This window comes from Anaerobiospirillum succiniciproducens DSM 6400, assembly GCF_000482845.1.
Lineage (GTDB): Bacteria > Pseudomonadota > Gammaproteobacteria > Enterobacterales > Succinivibrionaceae > Anaerobiospirillum > Anaerobiospirillum succiniciproducens.
Genome location: NZ_AXWV01000029.1, coordinates 27945 through 52446, shown reverse-complemented (window position 1 = coordinate 52446; position 24502 = coordinate 27945). Strand labels below are relative to the sequence as shown.

The window sequence follows — 24502 nt, the reverse complement described above, 5'->3', positions numbered from 1 at the left end:
TCAGCAATGTGCTGCGTGTCATGTGGTTGGGCATCATCGCTTACATTTGACTGTTGCTTTCTAAAGGCTTTCAGGTTGTCCTCGATATAACCACGCAAACTTTCAAAGTCGAAGTTTTGGTCGAGTGCTAGCAGAATAGGTTCATTTGCTAGTATTTCCTCTCTGGAAGATGGAATAAGTTTAGTTGCATTTGGGTGATTAAAAATGTATACTGTTGACATGTTTTTGTTATCCTTGGGGTAATGTTTTTTGTTTGTTATTAATGATGTATTATATCATTGTACCCCAAGGTTTTCAAGCAAAATATCACGCCTCCGCCTGATATATATCATGTTTTTGATTTATAGAAGTTCCCTAAAGAGAAAGATTACTACAGTACCCATCCAAGCGACTAAAGCACCGTAGCTGCCAAACATAGCGCCACCTCTGCCTAAAACGCCCATGGCAATGACGCAAACAGGGTAAACAAACCAAAACTCAGAGCGTATGGCTCGACCTTCCATAGAGATGCCTTTACTAAAAGCACGTGAAAAGGCTTCGTTAATACTGAGCATGACGCCTCCTAAATACAGCAAAGTAAGTTAATTATAAGGCAGAGCATGGCTAAAAGTAGGCTTTGTATAGACCACAGTGCTCACATAATTGTAAAAGACTTAATAGTTGCACTTAGTTTGGATAGATTTAGTTAAGGGGCTAGCTGCAATCTTAAAGTTGAACTTAGCTTGGATAGATTTAGTTAAGGGGCTAGCTGCAATCTTAAAGTTGCACTTAGTTTGGATAAGTTTTTGTTAGGCGGCTAGCTGCAATCGAGAGTAGGCAAATTTAGCAGCATACAAAAAAGCAAGACGTTTTATGGGGATGTGGATTGACGATCTAACGCAAGCATAGACTAAGCATACATGAAAGTCAGTGTCGCGAAATTGTCAGATCGTGGTGCTAACGCGGTATGAAAAGCTTGCTTAGGGGTGGAGTACTTGTCTTTGCAGATGAGCAAATGTGTGGCGCGCTTAAGGCTTTAAGAAGTGATGATGGGGATATTGGTAAGAAGATATATACATGAGTATATAAAGGATGAAGGTGGCGCCCCCAGTAGGAATCGAACCTACAACTAGCCCTTAGGAGGGGCTTGTTATATCCATTTAACTATGGGGACACGGCGCATATTATATGCAAAAACACGACACGTTGAAAGTGTTATGCGTGCATGGTTTATAAGCCTTAACAAGGAGTGCAAAAGAAAAGAGCTGATCTAAGATCAGCTCTTTTCAATAGCCTAAATAAAGCTTAATAACTTAAATTACATCTCTTCTTTTAACACTACTAGGTCGTCGAGCATTACGTTAATTAAGGATTTGTTCATATCAACAGGTGCTAAGGTAGCAGCATTTGGAGATACGTCGATTACCTTGTAAGTGCTCTTAGTGGTGTTGTTCTGGAAGTAGGTCATAGAGTGACGATCGGTGTAATCAGTGCGGTGAATTACACTAAATTTCATACCAGGCTTGATATTAGCACCTTCACCGAGGTTGATACGGATTAGCTCGTCATTAATTTGTACAACACGTGCGTATGGAACCTGGCAACGTAACTTAGAAACGATGTCAGCAATCGCGTACTTGGCGATCTGATTAACTCTCTGACCGTAGTCAGATGAGGCAAAACGATCAGTACGAATGTTTACAGCACCCTTAAGATTCCACTCAGCATCTCCGGTGTATTCCTTATTTAAGATCTGGCGGCCGTTGTAGACGTCATAAACCTGAACGTTAAAACGAATGGTACGTACAGGGCTGAACCACATCTTAGTTAACTCATTATTGCCGGTATCGGACTTAGCAATAGAGCTAATATTGCCAACAACGATGAACTGAGCCTGAGTACGACGAGAGATAGAGTCTAAAGTACGCTGTAAGTTGTAATCTGGACCTGATGAGCCTTGATGAGTCAGAAGTCGGGATTTATCAGCAGGTAAAATGGTTAAAGCAGGGCTTTGTGCGATACCAGCGTAGATGATCTTACTTAAGTACTCATCAAAGTCCTCTAAACCTGCTGCACTTGCTGAAGCCTCAGGATCTTGATAGCGGAACTTAAAAGGTAAGATAGTCTTCTTAATGTTGCCTGCATAGCAGTCTAAAACTGAATCATCATCAATGAGAGCCTTAACTAATACGGTGATAACCTTGCCGTTTTCTTGCTCTTCAACTACCTGCATACGGCGGATAGGTGACTTAGCCTTAATACGGAGCTTTTCATCAAGTAAGGTACCGTTTTCTAAAACCTGCTCGATGCTGATGTCAGCACCTGCTTGTAACGAGGCATTGCGTAATGCATCGTCAATAGCAGCGCGACGTGCTGCAGCTCGATCTCCATTAATAATGGCTGCTGATCCATGGGATGTATACCAACCTGCAAATGCTGATTGGCTAAACAGAGCCATAAACAGAGCAATACATAAAGCTTTTAAAGAAGCTCGCATTTTAATCTCTCCGATGATTACGAGATTGCCTCATGATCCTGCAGCATTGGATCAGACATAAAGCCTGTGCCCATCTGACATCAAAAGATCATTGCTGATCGGGTCATTGTTTGAATAGAAGGTGCAAGTGAGTAACAGCAAAGTTATCTACAACACATTCTTGCTCAAGTACGACAACTATATGCAGTGATATTACAAAATGTAAGATACGCTGTACAAAAGATGTTGCAAGACAACAAATTTTTGTCTGAGCACAGTTTGTCATATTTACTGCTATACCCACGCAATGGCTCATAAAAAAGCCATTGAAGCGGCAATACACTCAACTAGCTTTGGTATAGAGCAAGAAATATGCAAACATTTGTAAGATGAACACAATAGTGCAATGACGCGAATTAGGCGATCGTAATCGTCAAAAGATCTGCTAGACAGTTGTCATCGTATCATGGCACTGTTATTGCACCTTGTCGCAATATTCATTTATAGATGCGGCGGATATAATGCTATCCGCAGCTATGTGCTGCTCAAAGAGATTGAGGTTCAGGAGATGCAATTTAAGTCATCATTGCTCGTAGCTTTATGTGCGAGCTTATTACTTCCTGGCTGTGTTGCGGTTAGTAATAATCAATCAAACATACCGTCTAACGCTCGTATTCAGGGAGTTAGCTCCGTTCAAAGCGATAAGTCTGTATACCAGCAAAAGGGTATGGAGATCAGTGCTGTTACCTCTCGTATGGCTACCACCATGCAAGAGCACATGCTCCACTATCTGCTCCCATATGCTCCAGTAGATCGCACTTCTGAGAAAGGCGATGTCAAAATTGTGACCATGCCACGCATCGCTGTTACCTCATTTGTAGATACTGATACTTTTGAAAATGCAGGCTACTTAGGTCGTGCATTAGCTGAGTTCTTCACCCATGAGATGTCATCACGTGGTTTTGAAGTAACTGAGTACAAGTTAACTGGCAGCCTTTCTGTTACTAAGGATGGCGATTTCATTCTGTCTCGTAACTGGAAGAAGATTGCTAAGGATACCAATGTTAAGTATCTGCTTGGCGGTACCATCACCCGTAACAACTCAGGTGTGGTTTTAGTGTCTCGTGTAATTAACATGCAGACTCGCCAGGTCATCTCTTCAGCAACAGATTTCATCCCATACAATCTGTTACCAGCTTGCTATCGTACTGTAACTAAGCAGTGTGATTTTGCTGGTGCTGGCGGCTATCTGTCAAAAGAGCAGATTCGTGAGGCCAACTACTACAAGACTAAGTATGTCGAGGCACAGAGCAAGCTTGATGCTTTAACTGCTAATAGCGCTGCTGTTAAGGCAGAACGCGCCCGTGCTCAAAAGGCTATTACCAAGGCTCAGATTGTTTCTTCTAATGGCAAGCCATTAGGCGGTGTATACCTTTCTGCTGATGCTGCTCCCAGTGTGGCAATGACCACAACTTCAAGCGCTAACGGTTCTAAGGCAACCACCAGCTCAGGTACTACTGGTTTTACCGCTACCCCAGAAGAGCGTAAGAACTACAATTTCTTTGACAGCTCTGATGAGGGCCCAAAGACCAAGCCTGATCCACGTTTCAAGGATAATGTTGTTGTAGGCGCTACTTCACGCGGTAACTACGATGTATATCTTGAGGATACTGCCTCAGATAATGTTATGCCTACCTGTATCTTAGGTAAGTGTAAGGATCCAGTTGTTTATCCTGCTAACACTTATCTGCACAACACTATGTTAGTTCGCGATACTGCTGATGAAAGCGGTTATAGACGCGTTAGCAAGTAATGTAGGGCATTAAGGTAGATTGAATTATGAATAAGTTTCTAAAAGCATCACTTTTATGCGCCGCATTAGTAATGAGCACCACTGGCTGCAGCACTATTATGAAGAATGCATCCATGGTTGTTCACTACACTGACACTGGTGTTAATGAATTAGACGACTTCCCAATTTTACGTGCTACAGGCTATGCTCCTTTATCACGTCAAAAGGGTGCAACCTTAGCTGAGAAGCAGATTAATGCCATGAGAGCTTCTAAGATTGAAGCATATCGCGAGTTAACCGAGCAGGTCTCTGGCGTATATATCAAGGCTATGAATCGCAATTCTGACAACATCGAGCGCGAAGATCGTTTAAGCGCTGAAGTTGAAGGCTTAATTCATGGTGCACGTGTAGTTCGTCAGTATCCACTGGGTGACACTTATGTTACCGAGCTTGAGATGGATACCAAGCGCATTTACGAACTGTACCAAATCCGTGGCGCACTCTAATTGCCACTGATTTTGCAGAGCACATAGCATTAATGGCAGAGCTTCGGCTCTGCCTTTTGCGTTTATGGGCCTTTCCATGTATCATATTTCACGCTGTCTTTTGTAATTGACAGTGCGTGATTTGCTAACAAGGTTGGATGTATTGTTACTTTTAGCGAGCAGTTTGTTTGGCATTAAGATCAAACACTCAGGCTCACTAAAATCATTGTCTGCCTTTGTTTGACTGTTCACGATAGGTTTCTTTTTGGCACTTTTCGGCCATAGTCATAGGTACTCTCATGATTACACGTCGTTCAATCAATAAAGCAAAACCTGTATCAGCAATTAAGTCATTAGAAGACTACTTAACTGAGCAGGATGCAATATTAGATGCCGTAATCCGTATCCTCGGACGTGAGTACACCGCGATTAAAGATCGTCGTTTAGAAGATCTCGAGACCATTGCTGAAGATAAGTCATCATTCATGTTAAAGCTTCAGGCCAATGATCAACGCCTTAAGCTGCATCCTGATGCTCCAATGCTCAAGACCGTATATGCAGATCGTGTCAATGCATTAAAAGAGAAGCTCAATCAGTGCAAGACCATGAATGAGACCAACGGCAAGCTCATTTCCTTATGCTTAGCTGCAAACCGTCGCTTAACCTCAGTGCTCATGTCAGCACGTGATCGTATGTCACGTAACATGACTTACAACGACAAGGGCAACACTGTAGCTACAGGACCACTGCGCGTTAACATCAATGCCTAAGATAGCGATCTTCTTTCACTCAAGATTCTCATACAAGGCCAGCATCATGCTGGCCTTCGTTTTTCTATCCTGCCATAACGATAACAGCCATCAAAAAGAGTTTATAACCCACCTCTCGCCGCATTTAGGTATCAATCTAACTAAAAGCTGCTCATCATCTCTGTCCAAGCAATCTCGTTTAGCGCCACCAACCAACCAACCAACCAACCAACCAACCAACGAGCAAACTAAGCAGTCCCAACTCATTGCAGCCAACCAAGCGAGCAACCGATCGAGCAACCAACCAATCAATCCACAGCATTAATATCGCTTCCGTCGTGGTTTTATTGTGAGGGCACTAGCCTCAGTTAAAAGTTGTTACATAAGAGTGGCTTATTTATGGGTTTTTTGTGTCTAACAGTAGTTTGATTTTGCAGATCCCTTTTTTGCAAATAAGTCAAATCGTTATCTTGGAACCATCACTGAGATTAATAGCATCAGCATTAAACGCATTTTTTAGCATTAGTTTAATGATTATGCTAAAAATTGCGATTTTTGCCACTTTTAGTACATTTTCGTGGAAATTGTGAGTATTTCATTTCTAATGGTCAAACTTTATGAGGCGAAAATGTGTGCGTCTCAGACCTAAAAAAGATCGAAATTTACCAATTCAATTTTTAAATTACCAAATTTTTACGTACAAAAATACATGATCAATATCGCAAAAATTTTGTAAAAGTTGATAAACATCAGCTTTACAAATGCAAAAAATCGCGCTTTAAATAAGTATAATTTATAGTTTAATTCTGCCATCAATTGAAAGGTGCAAGATAAAAGGCACGAGCTGATAGCAAGGTGCTTATACCTTGATAGCAGCTCAGGACCTAAATCTTAATTCTGAGTTCGATGGTATAGGCATGTCTTGTAACAATACTTCTACTCAGTGCGGCGTTGTAACCTCTGCACCGAAGATCAAGCGCGATAGTAAAGGCAGAATCTATGCTGAAGTACATGTGCGCTTTTTAAGTTATGAAGAGGGATCTCTGCATAGCACCTTAGTTGATAGTGGCTTTGAACTTAAGCCAGCAGAGTTCTTTGAAAACTACTCGCTCAACGCTACAGCTAAGATTAAAGACGACTTATCAGTAAAAGATCAGAGCACTAAGAGCCAAGATAGTAATGCACTCATATTGCCTTTAGCAGAGTCACAAAAGAAAGCGTGTGCATCCAATAAAGCTAAGCAAAGATCATTAGATAAAAGCGGTGATCTCGAGCTCTTCGATCGTGCACAAAAGCTCACTGAAAGCTACTCAAAGCTTATGCTCAGTCATGGTGTGTTACCTCATGATCTGATGGATAAACTTATTGAGGCAGCCAAGCTTGATGAGAAAAGTGCAGCGGCATATCGACGCCCGCGCCACAACGGCAAAGATAGTGATGCTACTAAGACAACTAAGAGTGCTGCCAACACAAAAGATCTCTATGCTAACAGCAATGCCTTGGCATCGGCTCTTGCTAGTGCTTATAGTGCTTCAACTTTCATTCCCAATAATCGCTACCACGCTTTAGATAGCTGCGATCTTAAGGATGAGGGCAAGTCATCTGCACTTGTTGAAGAGCTTGATGCGCTCAGCTCAGTAGCGCCATCTAAATTTAGCTTGGGGTCTAATAATCTAGATAAGCTCTCATATCTCAAATTCTTAAGAGATACCAAGGATAGTATTGCCTCGGTGCGCTCGCAGAAGTCTAAAAAAGCCTCTGATCTTGTCCAGATCTCAAGTGAGCTTAATGCTATAGAGAAGAACCTTGAAGATGAGATTACTAAGTGCGAGTACTCCTTAGAGCACGCAAGAGCTACAGACTTACTTCTAGACTACGCCAAGAGCACTACTGATGCTCAAAGACTTAAGCCTAATTGCGATAAGAATCAGGTAGTTACTGAGCGCTACTTGCGTTATTACGGCAGCAAGGACGAGCTTGAGAGACTACGTAATGTCATAAGCTCACTCCTGCCTTGCCAGATAGTCGCTTTGTGCAAGCTCAATAGTGTACTGCCATATGGTCAAGACAATAGAGATAACCCTTACTACGATGCTGTTGTAAATGTCATTGTGAAGCTCTACATCAAGTCGGCCTCCCCATGCTCACTTACATCATATGTCTACGACACTAGCGGCATGCTCAGCAATACCAGCACAAGCACCATGCTCAGTTCTAGCCGTGCCGCAACATCATCAGACTCATCAACTAGCACCTGTGTCTCTACATCATCATTTGTAGAGTCAAAGGACTCTAGAGCAAGCAGCGCCTCTCAGGTGAGCAGCGCTACATATTCTCTTGATGAAGAAGAGATAGTGCCTGCTAAGCTGCTTGGGCTTGATGCTCTTGTTCCAATGCCTTGTGTAGCTGCTACAAACAGTGATCAAAGCATCTTGGATAAGGATTTGACTGCATCTAAGAGTGCTAATTGTGAAGGTACTAATCAAGCTAGCCTCAACCTTAGTTGCGATCTTCCTAGCTTAGTTAAAGAGATTGATGCCAAGAGCGGCCAAACTGAAGATGACACAACGTTAGAGCAAGACACAAATAGCAATGGTGATCGTAAAAATGACCCACTATGCGTATCTTTAGGGGAAGAAAAATTTAGATCTTGTGATCGTGTTGGCAAAAATCAAGAGTCATCAAAAAAAGTTTTTAGCGCTCCTAAAGATGATAAACACCAGTTTTTAGATGCAAATGAACGAGCTGAGAATACCTCTGAGCATAGCGCCGCTATCGCAGCTGCTGATCACAAAGTATTCGTAGATGATTCATATAACACTTCTAAAAATTTATCAGACCAAGAGAAAAATAACAGCTCACAGACTAAGCAAACCTCCACTGATGTAGCTGCAGCTACTAAAGCAAGTGCTAGAGAGCTAAGCAGCACTCAGTTAGCCACAACCTCAACAGCAGTAGATGCTAATGCTTGTGAAGTCTCAAGTGCTGATGGTGCTATGAGCTCTTCAAGTGTAGAGCATGTATCTGTAGATGCATGCAAGGAGAAAGCAGTTGCTGCAAATACTGCTATTAGGCTTGCTGATCAGCTCATTCTCTCTGCTGATCTTAAGGGCGCTTTAGCTGAGTTACTTGCCAAGGAGTTAAGAGAGCCTCCGGTTAAACCAGAGGTTTTTAAACAGTCATTAGACAGCATTGTCGATTGTGAGGCCTTATATAAGTCACAGCATGACAGCCAATGCCATCATGGCTGTACTGTAGCTGCTAGCGACGATGCGATTAGTAAACGTCTACAGAGCATAGGTTTAAGCCCTCAGCCGCTTAAGAGTGTGCTCATAAGTAAGATTCACGAGCAAATAGCAACCCAAGAACAGCCTCCTACCCAGACTGCTCGGCAGATAAGTGCATCCCAAGCTACTCCGTAGTCATGAGGCGCAAAGTTATCTAGCTGTATCTGAGAAGAGTGCTTGGCTTAGTCAGTTCAGCACTTAGTAGAAAACATCGTTGTTCTTGAGGTTTGTTTATTCATGTTACGCGTTTTACCAACAACTGTTGCATCAATTACCACTAGCTCTGTAGGTACGGAGATCTTTTACAAATTTGCCGCCAAAGATCTATTAGAGGATGCTGCTGTCGCTGCTGATCCCGAGCTCTTGGCTCTAGCTGATAATCAGGCTACACATAAGGTCAACATTAGTGATCTCTATATGCCGCTCTTTACTCATGATGAAGGTAAAGAAGCCGCTACAAGCAATCCTGCGAGTGCCACCAAGATCGCTGCTACTAGCTCATCCATGAGTGATCCTGCTAGTGCCACCAAGATCGCTGCTACTAGAACATCCATCAGTGATCCTGCGAGTGCCACCAAGATCGCTGCTACTAGAACATCCATGAGTGATCCTACTAGTGGCACCAAGATCGCTGCTACTAGTTCATCCATCAGTGATCCTGCTAGTGCCACCAAGAGCGCTCAGAGCAGCCTATCAATTAGCGATCAAGCTGATATGGCAAGCGATGCTCAACGACGTGCAAGTGATCTTAATGTAATTAATGCAGATCACGATCTAAGCAATCTTGTTGAAGATCTTAAGATCGCAGCTAGTGATGAAACTAAGTGCACTTCATTAGATGCTGATAATAGCGCTTATGTGTCTCCATATGATCTTATGCCTAACGAGTCTGAGCTTATTGATCTTGCCTTGTTTGCAGCGCCCGCTCCAAAACAGAGATCGCATGAAGCTCATCTTGATGCTCCTTGTGTGTTTGACAGTACCAAGTACATTCATCTGCCAAATGAAGGTGACTATCCATATTTTGCATACGCTGATTTGTTACTAAATGCAGAGCAGCAAAGCTTATACAGAACTGTAGTAGATCAGCATGATTGCTTTAGACCATGCGTTGATGTTCAAAGGCATGGTGGTAGTGGCTGGTATCTGCAGGCAGGTTCATATGTCATAGCCATGCCTAAAGATAAGCGTCCGTTAACCTTCGGTATTTATCAGTACTTAGCTAAAAGTACTGCTGTACAGCGTTGTTGTGATCTTGAGGATTTGCATATTGCGCCACGTGCATTGTCATTGCAGAGCTGTTCTTATGCATATGCAGTAGCTAATGCCCGCTTTGAGTGTGTGTTTGAAGATAAGACGGTAGATCAGCACACCCTTAACCTGCATACAGACCTGAGCTTGTCCTTTAGAGACTTTATGCTGCGCTATAGCGGTGTGTTCTTAAATGATCTCGACTCTATCAGCAGTGCCTATAAACCTTATGTAATCACATCAAAGGAAACTACATCTACTGATCTTAGCTATGGCGATGTTGAACTTGGTAAAGAACTTACTGATCCAGATCAAAGCATAAACCTGATCTCTAATGAGTACGGTGATTTTAATCATGTGTATGCAACCTCACTTAAGAATCGCTCTTGGTGTGTGCAGGATGATTTTGAACGCGTCTTACTACAGTGCTTGAAGGTACCAGCATCTCAAGTGACTGCTAACTCAGAGGCATTGTTCTATGAGGAGCTCTTAGATATCAATCCTTATGCCCAAGTAATTGAGAGAGCGCCTGAGGATAAGACTAGTGCTAGTGCAGAAAAGCATCTTGCAGATAGGCCTCGTGCTGCAGTGAACATATTTGCTGATGAAGATGGCGATCTTAATGACTTTATAGCAGGTGTGCAGGTTAAAGAAGTAGCAGGACGCGACGCGGGCTATGACTTTGGCCTGGTAGCTAAGGATCGTGATCTTTTGGGCCGCCCAAAGTTTTTTAATGCAGCAGCTTGTGTTGCTACTTGTTGTTCATTTGATGACTTATCTGACTCTTCTATCTATGGCTTAGTTGCTAGCAGAAAGGTTAATGCCGCCATTCTAGGCATGCATAGAGGTGATCTTAAAAATGATTCATTTCCACTAAGAGCGGGCGCTGCTGAGCGATCTTCCATCTTTAGTCAATTAGATATCTCAAATAGCTTATGTCCCAGTCTAGGTTCATTAGCCTCTCATGATTTGAGTACCGACCATAGCACTAGCGTGCTGTTAATCATTCCTCTAGTTAGATCCACTAATGATGAGCAGCAACCTGACAATGAGTCTATTACTGATATCGATAAGCAGCTAGCTAAGTCACTCAAGGCACAAGCTTTACTGAGTGTGGATAACTCACTAAACGAGGGTAGGCATGAGCAGCTCAAAAGAGAGCTCGTAGCTTTAAGTGCTACAAGTGATAAGCCACAGAGCGTTGCTGCTAATAACGATCTTAGTTCGTTTGAGCCGTGCTCCATACCCGTCATTTTGGCAGGTAATAGCCAGGTTAACTCAGATAGTAATGCAGCTAGAGCCTGGGGCTATGGACAGAGTGATGACTCTATACAAGCTCATGATGAGCAGCTCGTTGGCAAGGATGTCACTTTTGAGATCTTAAAAGAACTACAAGAGGATCACATCAAAGATGTTCCTCTGTTACAAGCGGCTAGAGCAATTGAGAAAACCCATGATGTAGAGGCAAAACCACCTCCCATAAATTCAAAAGCAATTGCGCCCATGAATACGCGAGCTAGTGCTCCTTTAAATGTGAGGGCTAGTGCTCCTTTAAATATGGGGGCTAGTGCTCTTATACCGACAGAGGCTAGTGAGCATAAACAGCAGGCAGCAAACGATAGCTTTACATATGTGGGTAAGTCAGTCACTACAACAGTTGAAACACAAAGGAGCTTAGAAGACAGCAAATTTAAACACATATTGACCATTACACCGTATAGCGGTGCTGATCAAGAACGGCACTCAAATGAGAGTGTCACTTTTTTAGAGTGCCAAGCACTCTACGGCTATAACCTCACTAATCTTCTGATCACTAACACTAATCGCCTCAAGCGTCTTGCAGATATCTGTGCCATTGGTCCTAGTGAACAGTTCATTCCTGAGCGGCCGCGTTTCTACGACAGAAAGAGCCTCATGTGGGCTGTTATGCCGGTCGAGAAAGAACGCAAATCAATTGAAGAGATCAGAGTCAGTGCCTTTGAATACTTTTTGAGGACACTGCTCAGGGAGACATATATGAAACTTGAATCTACCTCCAATGGCATGGGCGTAAACAGCACTGCTAGTGCTGAAGAGCTTGCTTTTATGAGCGACGTTAAGCGCATGCAGGTATGCAACTCATCTTTAGCTGATGAGGTAAACCCATCCTCAGCTTCTAATGCAGACAGCGTAACTTTAGCTTCTAATGCAGGCAGCTCAAATTTTGTTGATGAGAAGTCTACTCATGCTTTGCATGGTGATGTATATGGAGCTGATGCTTCTAATTGCAAGACAGTGGCTGCTGCCCCTCAGGATAGTAAGAGCAACTATGCTCAAGATCTTGAGGAGAGCATAGCTTCAACCTTTGGTGCGGGCGTTGATTTATCTGATTTTGATGACCACGTGAAAGTCTCATTAGAAGATGATCTTAATGATGAAATCAACGTTGGTGAGCTTGAAGAGTTTGAGCTAGATGAAATGGAGCTTGAAGCGGAGCTTTCTGGCGAGTCTGATCTTGATGAAGAGGGATCAGGCAAACACTGGTATGAGGACGACGAGGTTAGTGAGCGTTTTTATAACCAGGCTATGGAGCGCATTGCTAATGCAACTTTCCATGAAAGTAAGCGTCATCAGATGGTCGGTGCATTAATGGATAAGCACTCTGATAAGACCTCCAAGTGCAATTGCGATCGTCGTGAGATGGATGAAATTAGCATCACTAACGAAGCGGGCGCTCCATGCTTTGGCATGGCTATCTTTAACCAAACTCCTAATGCTGCCATGAATAACTTTACTCAAGGACAGACTATGGATCCTCGTACCATGGCTTACTCTCCACTGCCAAAGGGAATGAACTCCAATAATTCTGCACGTCCTCTAAATAACTATGTTACCGGCTATGCTCGTCCTAATGCTCCTTACAGCCAGGATCGTCAGATAATGATGAACCGACCTGACATGGCTGCAAGCAATTCAAAGTGGAATGAGCCAGCGATACAAATGCGTAACACTCCTGCTGTAAACAATAACTATCAGCAAATGCCAAAAGGTAGAGCACAAGCTCCATATGGCAACGTGCCACAGCAAGTAAACCAGCCTCAAACAGCAAATCAGCCTCAAACATCAAATCAGATGAGTCCAAAAAACTATGGCCCATCTGCAGTTTATATGAATCCTTATGCTTGTATGCCTCAGGCTCAGCATTACGACTGCACTGCTGACTACAGTGTTAACAGCTCATTTAAAGACGGCATGAGCGCAAGTAATTCTGCCAATGCATGGAATTACCCTCAGGGTGGTGCCCAATACAAAGGTGCACAAAACAGCGCCTGCATGAACAACACCATGCAGCAGCACCCAGTTCCACAGCAGCCACGTGTTGCAGAGCCAGTACAGCAGCCACAAGTTGCAGCTTCAGCGCAGCTGCAGCCACAAGTTGCAGATCCAGTACAGCAGCAGTCACGTGTTGCAGAGCCCGTACAGCAGCCACGTGTTGCAGCTCAGCCTCAGCAGAGATCACAAGAACTACAGCAGCAGCCCCAGCTTGCAGCTACCACCTCTACAGCTTCAGTGGTAAGCCAAGTTACTGCTCAAGTTCCAGTGCCCGTTCAAGCATCAGCTCAAATGCCAGCAGCTAATGCTGCAGCAATTGGTGCAGCAAGTGTTGCTCAAGCCAATGCTGGTGTAGTTGCTGATGGTGATTGTGCAGATCAGGGCCTGTTAGATGCTAATAGCACTTTAGCTCATGCCAATAACGAGTATTTAAACAAGCTCAACGCAAAGATTCAGTCACACGCTACCGTGCATAAGATGCAAGAGCTTAAGGCTCAAAATGCAGCCTATGTACAGGAGCACATGAATGAGACTAATAAAGCCGATGCTGATCTTGTAGCTGTTTCAAATGAACATCAGAATACTCATTCAAGTGTTAATGCAGATCCTGATGACAAGAGTGCTACTCATAGCGCTAGTGTCGCAGTTTGTAATGAGCATATGGATGACAAGGCTTGCGGTGCTGCAGTGTTGTCTGGTGATCTAAAGGCCTGTGAGGTAGCTGATACTGCTGATACTGCTAAGGCTGATCTTAAGGAACTGGGCAAAGATGTAGCAAGCACTGATAGTGCTGCATCAGAGGTTTATCAAGGCCGTAGCGTGAAGAGCCTTCTTTCCAAGAAAGTAGAGAGCGTGCTTAAGAGTGGTGCCATGTCCTCAGAAAGTGAGAGCGAGGAGCAAAAGCCAAAGCTTGTCGACTGTAATGCAGCCTTTGGTATGTTCGATGGCAAGCTGCCTATGGTTAAAGTCCCACACCATGCTCCTGAGTGCTTAAGTAATGTGCCTCTTATTAACCACAGCTATGTCTTTGAGCCTGAGTTACTTACCAACATCTTAATGTTCTTAGACAATCCAGGTCATGACTCCTTGTACTTAGCAGGTCCATCAGGTTGTGGTAAGACCTCAGTCGTGTTTGAAATTGCTGCGCGTTTAAAGTGGCCTTTAGAGTCCATCACTTTATCGCAAAGAACTGAGGTGGCTGACTTAATTGGCCGCAATGTGCTGCGTAACGGCGAGCTTACTTATGAGTATGGCCCACTAGCTAAAGCCATGATTTATGGTGAGATCTTATTACTCAACGAAATTGACTTACTTTCTCCAGGTGAGCTCTCTGCTCTCAATGATGTGCTTGAAGGTAAGACTTTAACTGTAGTTGGTAATGGTGGCGAGAAGCTCTATCCAGGTGAGGGCTTTAGAATTATTGCCACTGCAAATACCAAAGGCTTTGGTGATGACACTGGCTTTTATCAGGGCGCAAGATCTCAAAATCAGGCTTTCTTAGATCGCTGGCATTTTATTGAGTGCAATTACTCAAGCAACAAGCAAGAGTTTGCCATGATCAGCGCTGCATTCCCTTCTATCAATCAGGATTTTGTGAAGCTGTTATTACGCTGGGCAAATGTAATTCGTTACGGCAGTGACACCATTCCGCACAGCGCTCGTAACTCAGTGTTAAAGACCTTCATGATCTATGATCGCTTCTTAACTGAGAAGAGAGCAAACCAGAGCAAGAGTAGTGATCTTTTAACTGAGGACTTACCGGACATTGCTGCAGCTATACGTAATGCCGTAAATAGCAGCAACGAGGAAGAGGAGGCTAACAAGCAAGAGGATCAAGAGTACTTAAAGCTCTTACGTGAAAAGGGTGGTCCTAGCAAGGTAAAGGGCAAGCGCAAGAAGTTATCTGATGATGAGAGCGCTTCAAGCAACGAGAGTACTGATCTTAGTGATGCTGAGATCTCAGCAACTCAAGAGAGTGAGCTTACTGTTGATGTAGTTAAGCGTGCCATGAACATGACCTTGCATGAGTCAGTTAACTACTCGGGTAATCAGATCTCAGCTCCTTTATCTGAGCGTTCATTACTGCGTATCTGCCGTTTCTATGTCAATTACCCTCATATGTGCGTACAAGAGTGCATTGATGCTGGCTTTGCTTCTCGTCTCCCTCCTGATGAGTATGAGTTTGTACTGCGTCTTAGCTACGACATCTTTGGTTATGGCTCTGGCTTTAATCAGCTGCCACACAATGTTGCCATGGATGACAAGTACTTAGCTTTACGTGCTAATTATCCTGCTATAGATCAGGCTATGCGTAACTTTGAGGACTTTGATGGCGAGCATAAGAGCGCAAAGGATGACAAGATCACCTCAAGCAAGGCTAAAAAGTCAAAAGCCAAGTCCAAGAAGACAGACTCCAAGTGCGTATCTGAAACATCAGACCAGTGCTCTGATGACACTGCCTCAACTAGTGCGGGCGCTGATGTCGCTGCTACTTGTGTAGCAACTGCTAGCGCTGATGGTTCAGCTAAAGTAGCCGATAGTGCTGCTCAAGCTAGCAATGAAGTAGCAGCCAAGCCAAAGCGTACTCGTAGAACTAAGAGCGCCAAAGCAAAAGAGGCTCAGCTTGAGGAGAGTGTTGAGTCCTCAGCTGCAGCATCTGAAGTATCTGCAGCTGCCTTTGCAGAGCCTGACTCAACAGCATCGACCGCTCTTTTATCTGATGCATCCGAGGAGACTGAAAAGACAGAGTAGGTTTAATTAGAACATTGGGCTTTTGTGCCTATAGCAAGCGCTAGTTAACGTACATCTGCTTTATCTATGACTAAGTAAGCTGTCATCTTGAGTAGAAAGTGTGTTGTTTTCTAGCGCCTGCTATGTGGATCACAACGGCATTGTGAATCTTAGTAAGGTCTTGTGAGAAGCAAGAGGCTTTGCATATAGCTTTGCTAAGAAATAGTGAATGTTTTGGACGGAGATTTTGATATTTATGGACTTGCTTAATTTTTTATTAACTCACAAACAAAGTGTCATGTTACCTGCTAAAGACGAGTGTTTGGCAGTATAGAGGCGGTTATTACATACAAATCTGCTGTATCTAGATCACATCTTGAAAAATAATTATGTTTGTAATGTTTTGCCAGCAAAATAACTAAGTCTAAGCTAAGTTTACGCAATTATACTCACACCATTCGATGGCATAGATACATAATGCAGTATCTTATGAGTGGAGAGTTGTTAAAAATCTCTGCATCTAAGTGTGTGAATTGGAATTTGATGCTCAATTTTTAGTTAATTGTGCTCAATTAGAATCGCCATCTTGAACCCGATTAGAGGATAAGATGGTCGACTCTCGACACAATAGATCTGATCTCATTGTCAGTTGGGGGATTGACCTTATTGATGCGAAGTGCCCGTCTATATTTGCAGGCTTGTGTTAAGGCCTGATATCCCATACTTTTTGCGCTGCTGTGAGTTCGATAAATGAAAAATAATGGCCCTGTAACAGATTTTGAGCACAAGTTTCCTAGCGACCCCAACGCTAAGATCATTTCGGTGACGGATAGAGAGGGTATTATCACTGAGGTTAATGATACTTTTGTACAAATGAGTGGATTCTCTCGCGAGGAACTCATTGGTCAACCTCAAAACATTGTGCGTCATCCTGACATGCCTGCTCTGATCTTCGCAGATTTGTGGAAGACCATCAAATCTGGTCGTCTATTCATGGGCATCATCAAGAACCGCTGCAAAGACGGTAGCTATTACTGGGTTAACGCCATGATCATGCCGATTATTCAAAATGGCGAGATCGTTGGCTATGAATCAGTGAGAACTGCAGCTAGTGAAACTCAAATTGCTCGTGCAAAGCATTACTACAAGATGATTAATGAAGGTAAGGTTCCAACTAGCTTACGCTTTGAAATCCCATCTTGGTGTTTCTATGTCTTCTTTGCACTAGCCTATATCTTAACTATCGTGATGCACGATCAGTATGTGACCACTGCAAGCTTTGTGGTCTTATTTGGCCTGCTCATCTACGGCTCTTATCGTCGCCGCTCTATCTTAGATTTCATCACGCGTGTTTTCCCAGCTGAGCCTAATGTCATTAATACATTGATCTATACCAATCGTGCCGGTAAAGAATCAGAGCGCGTTTACAACGTCATGTATAGGCTTAAAGAGATTGATACGATCTTAACTCGAGTACGAAGCTCGGCTATGCATATCAATCAGGTAGCTCAAGATCGATTAGAAGATCAGTCCAATAGCTTAAGCGAGGCACAAAGACGTAGTCGTTTTACCACTGATCTTATGAATGAGATGAAAGACATTGGTCAGAACATCTCCCACATGGTTTTTGATATTAGCTCTTTAGCTAGAGAGACTGCTAACAATACCACTGCCGCCCGTGATCTTGTGGGTTCAGGCAAAGAGGTAGCCTTTGCCACTAAGGATGCTATTAATGACCTACAAGAAGTATCCGATCAAATTCGTACCTTAATTAACACTCTGGCAGCCCACGTGGATGATATTGAAAAAGCCTCAGCCTTAATTAAGGGTATTGCAAGTCAAACCAATCTCTTAGCTTTAAATGCATCCATTGAGGCAGCTCGTGCTGGTGAGGCTGGTCGCGGCTTTGCTGTGGTTGCTGATGAGGTGCGCTCCCTCTCCTTACGCACTGAGAGCACCACCGTTCAAATCCATGATCTTATTAATGAGTTTAAGGTCATTGCAGGCAAGACTGTCGCTATGGTGGAGTCAGGGCACGAGCATGTTAACAATGGTGTTGAGCAGGTAGCGCTTACCAATCAAAAGCTCGATGAGATCTTAGATGCGATTAGTAATATTCAACGATTAGCTAATGAAGTAGCTACACGAACCCAAGATCAGTCCTCAACTGCACAAGAGGTGAATATTAAAGTTCAGCATATCTTGTCTATTACGGAGGACAACCTCAATAGCTCAGAAGAAAGCTTTGATGGCTCGCATATGATCAGTAGTTACACTAGCGATTTAACCTCTATGGTTGATCGCTTCTCCAATCGTCACAACTAAGCTTCGATAGCCACAAAGTGGCAAATAAGCACGTCATGCGCTAAGACATACAAGAGCACCCCATGCATTCGTTTAAGGCACAAGCTCATTGTCCTGGCGCATACCATAAGTACGTTTAGCCTGGTCTTTGGCTAGACGTACTTTTATCTTTGTATACGCAGAGCCGAACTACAAGGCTTGCTTATGATCTTATCTTTTATATGTTGCGGTAAAGATGCCAAGGCGTCGAGTGCAGAGAGGCTAAGTAAATGCATCAGACATTGCGGGTAAGTGCGCAGTAATGGCATTTAAATGCATCAGAGATAGCTGGTAAATGCTGCAGTGATGGCGGGTAAATGCATCAGTGATTGCGGTAAATACTGCAGTGATGGCGGGTAAATGCATCAAAGATTGCGGGTAAATGCTGCAGTGATGGTGGGTAAATTTTGGGCACAAAAAAACCGTCTGCTATAACACAGCCGGTTTTTTCGCTGATAGCGCAGGGGCTACCACATTGACCTGTAAGACGAGTCTAGCCCTCGAACATCTCAAGAGAAGTTTCGATAATGCTATCTGCCATACGATCGTAATCGAACTCTAAGGTGCCGTCGAGAAATTGCTGGCGTAAGAGTGCTACCTTCTCAGCATCAACACCGCTAGAGGACATAGCTACTTCAGTAGCCTTAGCATAGAGCTTTGCCTCAGGAGTAAGAGATACGTCAGTATCTGCTACCTTAGGTGCTTCAGCCTTAGTTACAGCTGCGCTTTCGCTAGCTGCCTTAGCGGCCTTGATTTTTTGGGCATAGGCCAGGTTCTCGGGCATGGCCTTAACTGCGCGATCACGCAAAAAGTCGATTGCCATGGTTGTATCCCTCACGAATCAAACGTTACAAGCATTACAAAAGCCGCAATCTATGGCTACAAGTGACTGTTTCACTAAAGTAAATGCTTAATAGAAATTGATTGAGAGTCAGCTAATTTATGAACTCTTATTATTCAGCAGTTATAAGCTAAGGATTAATCTCTTGCTTAGTTACGACCTTCAAGCTTTAAAACAAACTTCAAGGCGCTGCTGCGCTGATTTATTCTCTCTCTTTGCTTTCTTATACGGTCTGAAAATATATTTGTTGAGGAACAATGGCTAAAAAACTAGATCCTTGATCACAAAAATGGTGCAAATCTTATTTCTTACCCCCATCATAAAACTCCCCTCTAACTAAGCATTTTCCAATGCATAGTGTATGTAAAGCCCATATATAAGCGTTTGCACAATGCCATCCTATCTCAAAAATCGCCTCTTCTAACTCCTGAGAGTACCTAAGTTAATCCTCTATGGTTTTGTTGAATAGTAATGAAAAATGTGTTTTAAACACTGTGAAACATTTATCTAACTCTAGTTACAACATTCATTGACTACAAATGTGATTGTTATATAGATACAACACTGAAATGTAAGTATCTATACATGCCGCGTATAAATCGTGTTTAAGCTAATTTACACATGTATTCATACAGGTGGGTAATTAAGCTTAAAAGCGATACCATAGATACAACATTTTGTACTTAAAAATGCTTACAAAAATGGCTATTACGTATGGTTAAAATTTAAAAAAATAAGACATAAAAGCAATCACAATTCACGCAGCATACGGAGTCATCTAGTTTGAGCCCATGTATAAAATCTTGGTGAATAAACCATCATAGAATTTGGCTTGAGTTGTAACTATATGCTTAAGGTTGTAAGGCCATAGCAGATTGTGCCTCAACCAAATGCATCTATTTGAACCCTTAGATAATAGATATCCAAAGTGAATTAATGGCTTTTTGGCAAAAGATAGAAAGTGTGCTCAATAAAAGGGGGCAACGCTACAGGACTAGCTTTTAAAGGGTAGGTCGTGGATGTTGGTTTGAGCCTGACAGAGCGCCAGGCTCGAAAAGGGTATGAGTGTTTCAAAAGGGTAGCAGTGTTTTTAGAACACTACTTCAACTTCAGCAGGTGCAGAAACTACAGCTGAAATGATCTTTTGGGTCTTGAGATTCTTAACACGAACTGACTGATTGACGGTGCCATCATCTAATGCGATGCCACTGGTCTTTAAAGAAAGACCGCCGCTTCTAGCAATGATATTAATCTTGTCGTTCTTGCAGACTACGCAAAATGAGTTGGAGCGAATCTGATCGCCTTGTTTAACATCACGCTTGAGGCGGGAGCCTACGAGCATGTCAGCATCTGAGACTGCAGTAGTAAGATTAGTATCTTCATTTAGATAAATTGTTTCTAAATCTGAAGGGGCAATAACTTGGCCTCGGCTTAGGTTACGAGAGGCAACTAAAGCAGGGCTTAAAATAGAGACCTTTACCGGGATGTAGAGGGTGTACTGATTGCCAGGCTTAGAGCAGGTGATCTTAACTTGTGAGGTGCTCTTAATCTCAGAGCCTCTTAATTCTGCAGTTAAATAGTCGGTGCAGCGGCCACCATAGTTACGTCTATCATCAAGCTTGCCTGCAGTTACAGAAATCTTTTTGTTGCCCATGTCCTGATGTTCAAACTGAGCCAAGATATATTGCTCTGCTACAGTACGTAAGAACTCTGCCTCTTGTGGAGTAGCCATGGCATTAGGAGTTGTGGCTGAGAAAGCTACTGCGCCCATAACAACAGCACCTACAGATCTCTTAGCTGAGTGTGCGGCGGCTCTGAGTTTTGTTGCAAAGCCTGTATTCTTAATCATGTTAACAACGAGCTCCTAATACTAATGCCCATTTAGGTAGGGCTAATATAGCTAGTCTTAAGATAGACGGGCCAAAAAGGCTAGGGTGCCAAATACGCTTAAGATAAAGCGCAATGCTCTAGAGCGTATGGTGCTGTACTGCTTTAGATTGGTAATAACGCAAGTTAACTACAGCGCGTCACTAAGTATGCATACAAACGTTAAGACATGCAAACCATGAAACAAAGTACTTAGTGCGCTGCCACGATTTGGGTCAGTAGCGCAGCACCAAGCAAGATTTAGGTTGGAATGCAGCTTAAAGGTTTGTGTTGGGAATGCATCGGTACGATTTGTGTCAGTAGCGCAGCACCAAGATTTGTGTTGGTAATGAAGCGTATGCTGCTCTATTGCTGTTAGCATTATCGCGCTATTAACTTATCTGAAGCTTAGGAAATTGCTCGCGGCGGCTAAAAGTTCTTGTAGAGCAATTAACAGTATAAAGTCAGGTAAATTATTAAGTTTTGCTCTTTTATCCACGAGACGAGGTTAGTTGCTAAGAGGTTAGCTGCTAATAAGTGGGCAAAGTTGCGACTTTAGATGGTTATTGCCCCATAAAAACGCGTAACTGTCATACATTTTGTGCAGAAAAACTAGGATTTCTTATCATTTTGTATCTAGATTGTAAGTTTGTAACTTTAAGCTAACACTTTATGTAGATTGCCTTGTTTATCGTATCTTTAAAAGATGTGACCTAGGCAACGTTGCATGATTTCTGTTATACCAAAAGTGTAATCTAAGGCCAGTTTTGTGCGCTAAAGCATCAGTTGTGTTTGTCAAATAATAGTGCTTTTGCAATAATACTTACTCTACTAAGTAAGATGAGCGTGTTGTGTTCATATTGCTTTACTTGTTTCTGATAAGCTCCTTACCTAAGGCTAAAGCTGAAATCTGCCGCATCGGCTTTTGACATGCTATCAGTAGGTGCTTCTAAGCGGATGCCCGCTTGGGAGCTGTAAGCCCATGGTCGCATCTAACGGGCATGCGCTTACAGCTTCTTTCGGGCTTGGTTGTTTTGCTGATGACCTAAGTCAGTCATTGCAAATATAGGGGAATGTATGGCAGGCGTAATGGATAAAGTCAATCAGCTCACTGAGCTGGTTGGTCAAAACCGTATGGAGCTTTTGCTCTTTAAGTTGTCAGGTCTTTCACAGCGTTACGGTATTAACGTGTTCAAGGTACGTGAAGTTTTACCTTGTCCAAAGCTGACTGTAATGCCACGTCTTCACCAGTTCGTTATTGGTGTAGCTCACATCCGTGGTAGTACTTTAAGTGTTATCGATCTGGCTTATGCTATTGGTGGTCGTCCAACCAAGAACTACGAAAAGTGCTACATCATTATTGCTGAGTACAATCGTTCTACCCACGCCTTCCTCGTTTCAAGTGTTGAACGCATCATCAACATGAACTGGAATAAGATCATGCCTCCTCCAAAGGGTGCTGGTCATTCCAATTACATGACTGCTGTTACCGAAATCGATAACGAGCTCATCGAGATCTTAGACGTAGAAAAGATCTTAGACGAAATTGCTCCTATTAGTGGAGCTTTAGAGTCCGACGCTATTAAGAAGCTGTCAGTACCTGAAGGTACCCGCGTATTGGTTGCTGATGACTCTAAGATCGCTTTAAAGCAGATCAAGCGTGCATTAGTTGAAATCGGTGTTGATGTTATCGAGTGCCACGACGGTAAGGAAGCTCTTGATACTCTGCACGATATGGTTAGAAACGGCCACAACATTAAAGAGACCCTTACTCTGATCATTTCAGACGTTGAAATGCCTGAGATGGATGGTTACACCTTGTGTGCCAACATCCGTAACGATCCAAACCTCCGTGATCTTTACGTGATCCTCCACACCTCCTTATCAGGTGTCTTCAATGAGTCAATGGTATCTAAGGCTGGTGCTAACGACTTCATTCCTAAGTTCAACCCAGAAGAGCTTGCAGGTGCTGTAGAAAGAGGCCTGGAATTAACTGCCAGTGGTGTATCAGGTGCTGACTGCGGAATGCGTCGTAAGTCTAATTAATCGTATCTAGCGATCGTTAGAAATTGAAAAAAAGCCCTGTGATGCTCAGCATCGCATGGCTTTTTTTGTGCCTAAAGATCACGGCTGCTATAGCGATAGTTTGAAGTCGCTTTTTCTAAGTGCTCCTTCATAAAGGTTAATTTTGTGTAGAAATTTAAGCTGTGATTAAGGTGAACGTTACCTTGCTAAGTGCACATCTGTAAAATTTGGAAAAAAAATTTTATCTTTGCTTTATCTAGTGTTGGTTGAAGTGATTAACGGTGCAATTGGTAGTTTTTTGCAAAACTTTGCAAGAATGTCTATTTTAATATGTATTGTCATAGGGCAAAATTTGTAAAAATAGCTATTTTGCCAAGCTACTTGACGGTCGTCATATAAGTTAAAAGGCTTGCAAAGTAGGTATATATCGTACTTATGCATAAAGTCTTTTCTAGATACAGAAAAATATTTCCAAAACAGGTATACTATAGCCCGTATTAGGGTATGTCTTTAGACAGACAAGTGAACTAGTCTAGCCATTGATAATACATATGCTCACAAGCGTGTGCTATGTCAAATTAATTTGCTTTGATTAGTGACTTGATATGGAAAAAAGTATCCTTTTGGGCTATATTCAATCATTGCAAAGCACACTTTCATTTAGATATTGCGAGCATTTATTAAGATGCAAGTGCTTACTTTTAGTAAGCTTCACTGAAAGTTAGTGTGTAGAATGGTTGTAATCTCACATGTCAATGCCTATTGTTAACCAATTCTACTGTGCTTTAGCACTGATAGAACGGCTATAAAGTTTGTGTTGTTAAGTTAGATTTAACAAATAGGCGTAATTCTCCACCTATAACTCGAAGAGTTTAGGTGGAGATGTAAGCCTAGTATCTTTCTAACGTTAATATCATTAGAAAAGTATTCAAAATGCTTCTGTAAAGAAGCTATTTGATAGCGGCTGCGTGTTTCAGCCGATATGGGTAACTTGTTAACCGTATGAGATTTGGCGCAACGACGCCATGAAGCTCACGCCATAATCGTAAGATTTGGCCGAAGCAATTCACATCTAACTAAGTCTAAGTTTTGTCAGTGTCTATATAGGCTAAACTTGAACTTTGCATTTGCTAGCAAGCATATAACTAAAGTTCGCCACCTTGAGTGCATGAACTAACGCAGCTAGCTTAACTAAAGTTCATCTTCGAAGCTTAAATGTAGTTTGACAGTCAACAGATGTCAGTTGGTTATTGATTCTGTACTGCTTAAGTATCTTTGATACTTGCCCTTACAGGTGTGATTGAAGATTCTTTGTGCTTTAGCAATGCATAAGGACTATGAGAACGACAATCAAAGGGATTAAGCG

12 protein-coding genes and 1 tRNA gene are annotated in these 24502 nt (G+C 42.7%); 7 read left to right on the top strand and 6 right to left on the bottom strand.

Annotated features, from left to right (window positions below):
* The 4 genes from H524_RS17575 to H524_RS0105245 form a co-directional block, all read right to left on the bottom strand.
* A partial coding sequence (locus tag H524_RS17575; RefSeq protein ID WP_027939467.1) for a hypothetical protein occupies positions 1 to 221 on the bottom strand: 221 nt, incomplete at its 3' end.
* Positions 222 to 341: 120 nt separating this feature from the next.
* A complete protein-coding gene (locus H524_RS0105255; RefSeq protein ID WP_027939466.1) occupies positions 342 to 554 on the bottom strand; it encodes a DUF805 domain-containing protein in 213 nt (70 codons plus the stop codon).
* A gap of 524 nt (positions 555 to 1078) precedes the next feature.
* Positions 1079 to 1153 (bottom strand) — tRNA-Arg (locus H524_RS0105250).
* Between the two features lie 144 nt (positions 1154 to 1297).
* Positions 1298 to 2476 (bottom strand): flagellar assembly protein T N-terminal domain-containing protein, encoded by a 1179-nt coding sequence (locus tag H524_RS0105245; RefSeq protein ID WP_027939465.1) that lies wholly within the window; start codon positions 2474 to 2476, stop codon positions 1298 to 1300.
* A 445-nt stretch (positions 2477 to 2921) separates the two neighbouring features.
* On the opposite strand from H524_RS0105245, the gene H524_RS16425 reads away from it, so the two are divergent.
* The 6 genes from H524_RS16425 (at position 2922) to H524_RS0105210 (ending at position 18386) form a co-directional block, all read left to right on the top strand.
* Positions 2922 to 4268, top strand: coding sequence for a FlgO family outer membrane protein (locus H524_RS16425; RefSeq protein ID WP_156907547.1), 1347 nt, complete (start codon positions 2922 to 2924; stop codon positions 4266 to 4268).
* A 26-nt stretch (positions 4269 to 4294) separates the two neighbouring features.
* A complete protein-coding gene (locus H524_RS0105235) occupies positions 4295 to 4753 on the top strand; it encodes an LPP20 family lipoprotein (protein ID WP_027939464.1) in 459 nt (152 codons plus the stop codon).
* Positions 4754 to 5031: 278 nt separating this feature from the next.
* Positions 5032 to 5502 carry a flagellar protein FlgN gene (locus H524_RS16420; protein WP_052338925.1) on the top strand — a complete coding sequence of 157 codons (471 nt, stop codon included), beginning with the start codon at positions 5032 to 5034 and terminating at the stop codon, positions 5500 to 5502.
* Positions 5503 to 6398: 896 nt separating this feature from the next.
* Complete coding sequence (locus H524_RS0105220; RefSeq protein ID WP_027939462.1) at positions 6399 to 8903, top strand: hypothetical protein; 2505 nt, start codon at positions 6399 to 6401, stop codon at positions 8901 to 8903.
* Between the two features lie 102 nt (positions 8904 to 9005).
* The gene (locus tag H524_RS14370) at positions 9006 to 16082 is read left to right on the top strand and encodes an AAA family ATPase (RefSeq protein ID WP_044121540.1); all 7077 of its coding nucleotides are present in this window, start codon (positions 9006 to 9008) and stop codon (positions 16080 to 16082) included.
* A gap of 729 nt (positions 16083 to 16811) precedes the next feature.
* Positions 16812 to 18386: a methyl-accepting chemotaxis protein gene (locus tag H524_RS0105210; RefSeq protein ID WP_027939461.1), complete on the top strand. Its 1575-nt coding sequence runs from the start codon at positions 16812 to 16814 to the stop codon at positions 18384 to 18386.
* A 511-nt stretch (positions 18387 to 18897) separates the two neighbouring features.
* On the opposite strand, the gene flgM is transcribed toward H524_RS0105210, so the two are convergent.
* Positions 18898 to 19227: a flagellar biosynthesis anti-sigma factor FlgM gene (gene flgM, locus H524_RS0105205; protein ID WP_027939460.1), complete on the bottom strand. Its 330-nt coding sequence runs from the start codon at positions 19225 to 19227 to the stop codon at positions 18898 to 18900.
* Between the two features lie 1108 nt (positions 19228 to 20335).
* Complete coding sequence (gene flgA, locus H524_RS0105200) at positions 20336 to 21094, bottom strand: flagellar basal body P-ring formation chaperone FlgA (RefSeq protein WP_027939459.1); 759 nt, start codon at positions 21092 to 21094, stop codon at positions 20336 to 20338.
* Between the two features lie 1094 nt (positions 21095 to 22188).
* Between flgA and H524_RS14365 the strand changes: the two genes are divergently transcribed.
* Positions 22189 to 23157, top strand: a complete 969-nt coding sequence (locus H524_RS14365) for a chemotaxis protein (RefSeq protein ID WP_044121539.1) — start codon at positions 22189 to 22191, stop codon at positions 23155 to 23157.
* The last annotated feature ends 1345 nt before the right edge of the window (positions 23158 to 24502 follow it).

Bases quoted from the DNA above. Each gene is read 5' to 3' on its own strand.
- H524_RS0105255 (WP_027939466.1), bottom strand. From the start codon at position 554: ATGCTCAGTATTAACGAAGCCTTTTCACGTGCTTTTAGTAAAGGCATC.
- H524_RS0105245 (WP_027939465.1), bottom strand. From the start codon at position 2,476: ATGCGAGCTTCTTTAAAAGCTTTATGTATTGCTCTGTTTATGGCTCTG.
- H524_RS16425 (WP_156907547.1), top strand. From the start codon at position 2,922: ATGGCACTGTTATTGCACCTTGTCGCAATATTCATTTATAGATGCGGC.
- H524_RS0105235 (WP_027939464.1), top strand. From the start codon at position 4,295: ATGAATAAGTTTCTAAAAGCATCACTTTTATGCGCCGCATTAGTAATG.
- H524_RS16420 (WP_052338925.1), top strand. From the start codon at position 5,032: ATGATTACACGTCGTTCAATCAATAAAGCAAAACCTGTATCAGCAATT.
- H524_RS0105220 (WP_027939462.1), top strand. From the start codon at position 6,399: ATGTCTTGTAACAATACTTCTACTCAGTGCGGCGTTGTAACCTCTGCA.
- H524_RS14370 (WP_044121540.1), top strand. From the start codon at position 9,006: ATGTTACGCGTTTTACCAACAACTGTTGCATCAATTACCACTAGCTCT.
- H524_RS0105210 (WP_027939461.1), top strand. From the start codon at position 16,812: ATGAAAAATAATGGCCCTGTAACAGATTTTGAGCACAAGTTTCCTAGC.
- flgM (WP_027939460.1), bottom strand. From the start codon at position 19,227: ATGGCAATCGACTTTTTGCGTGATCGCGCAGTTAAGGCCATGCCCGAG.
- flgA (WP_027939459.1), bottom strand. From the start codon at position 21,094: ATGATTAAGAATACAGGCTTTGCAACAAAACTCAGAGCCGCCGCACAC.
- H524_RS14365 (WP_044121539.1), top strand. From the start codon at position 22,189: ATGGCAGGCGTAATGGATAAAGTCAATCAGCTCACTGAGCTGGTTGGT.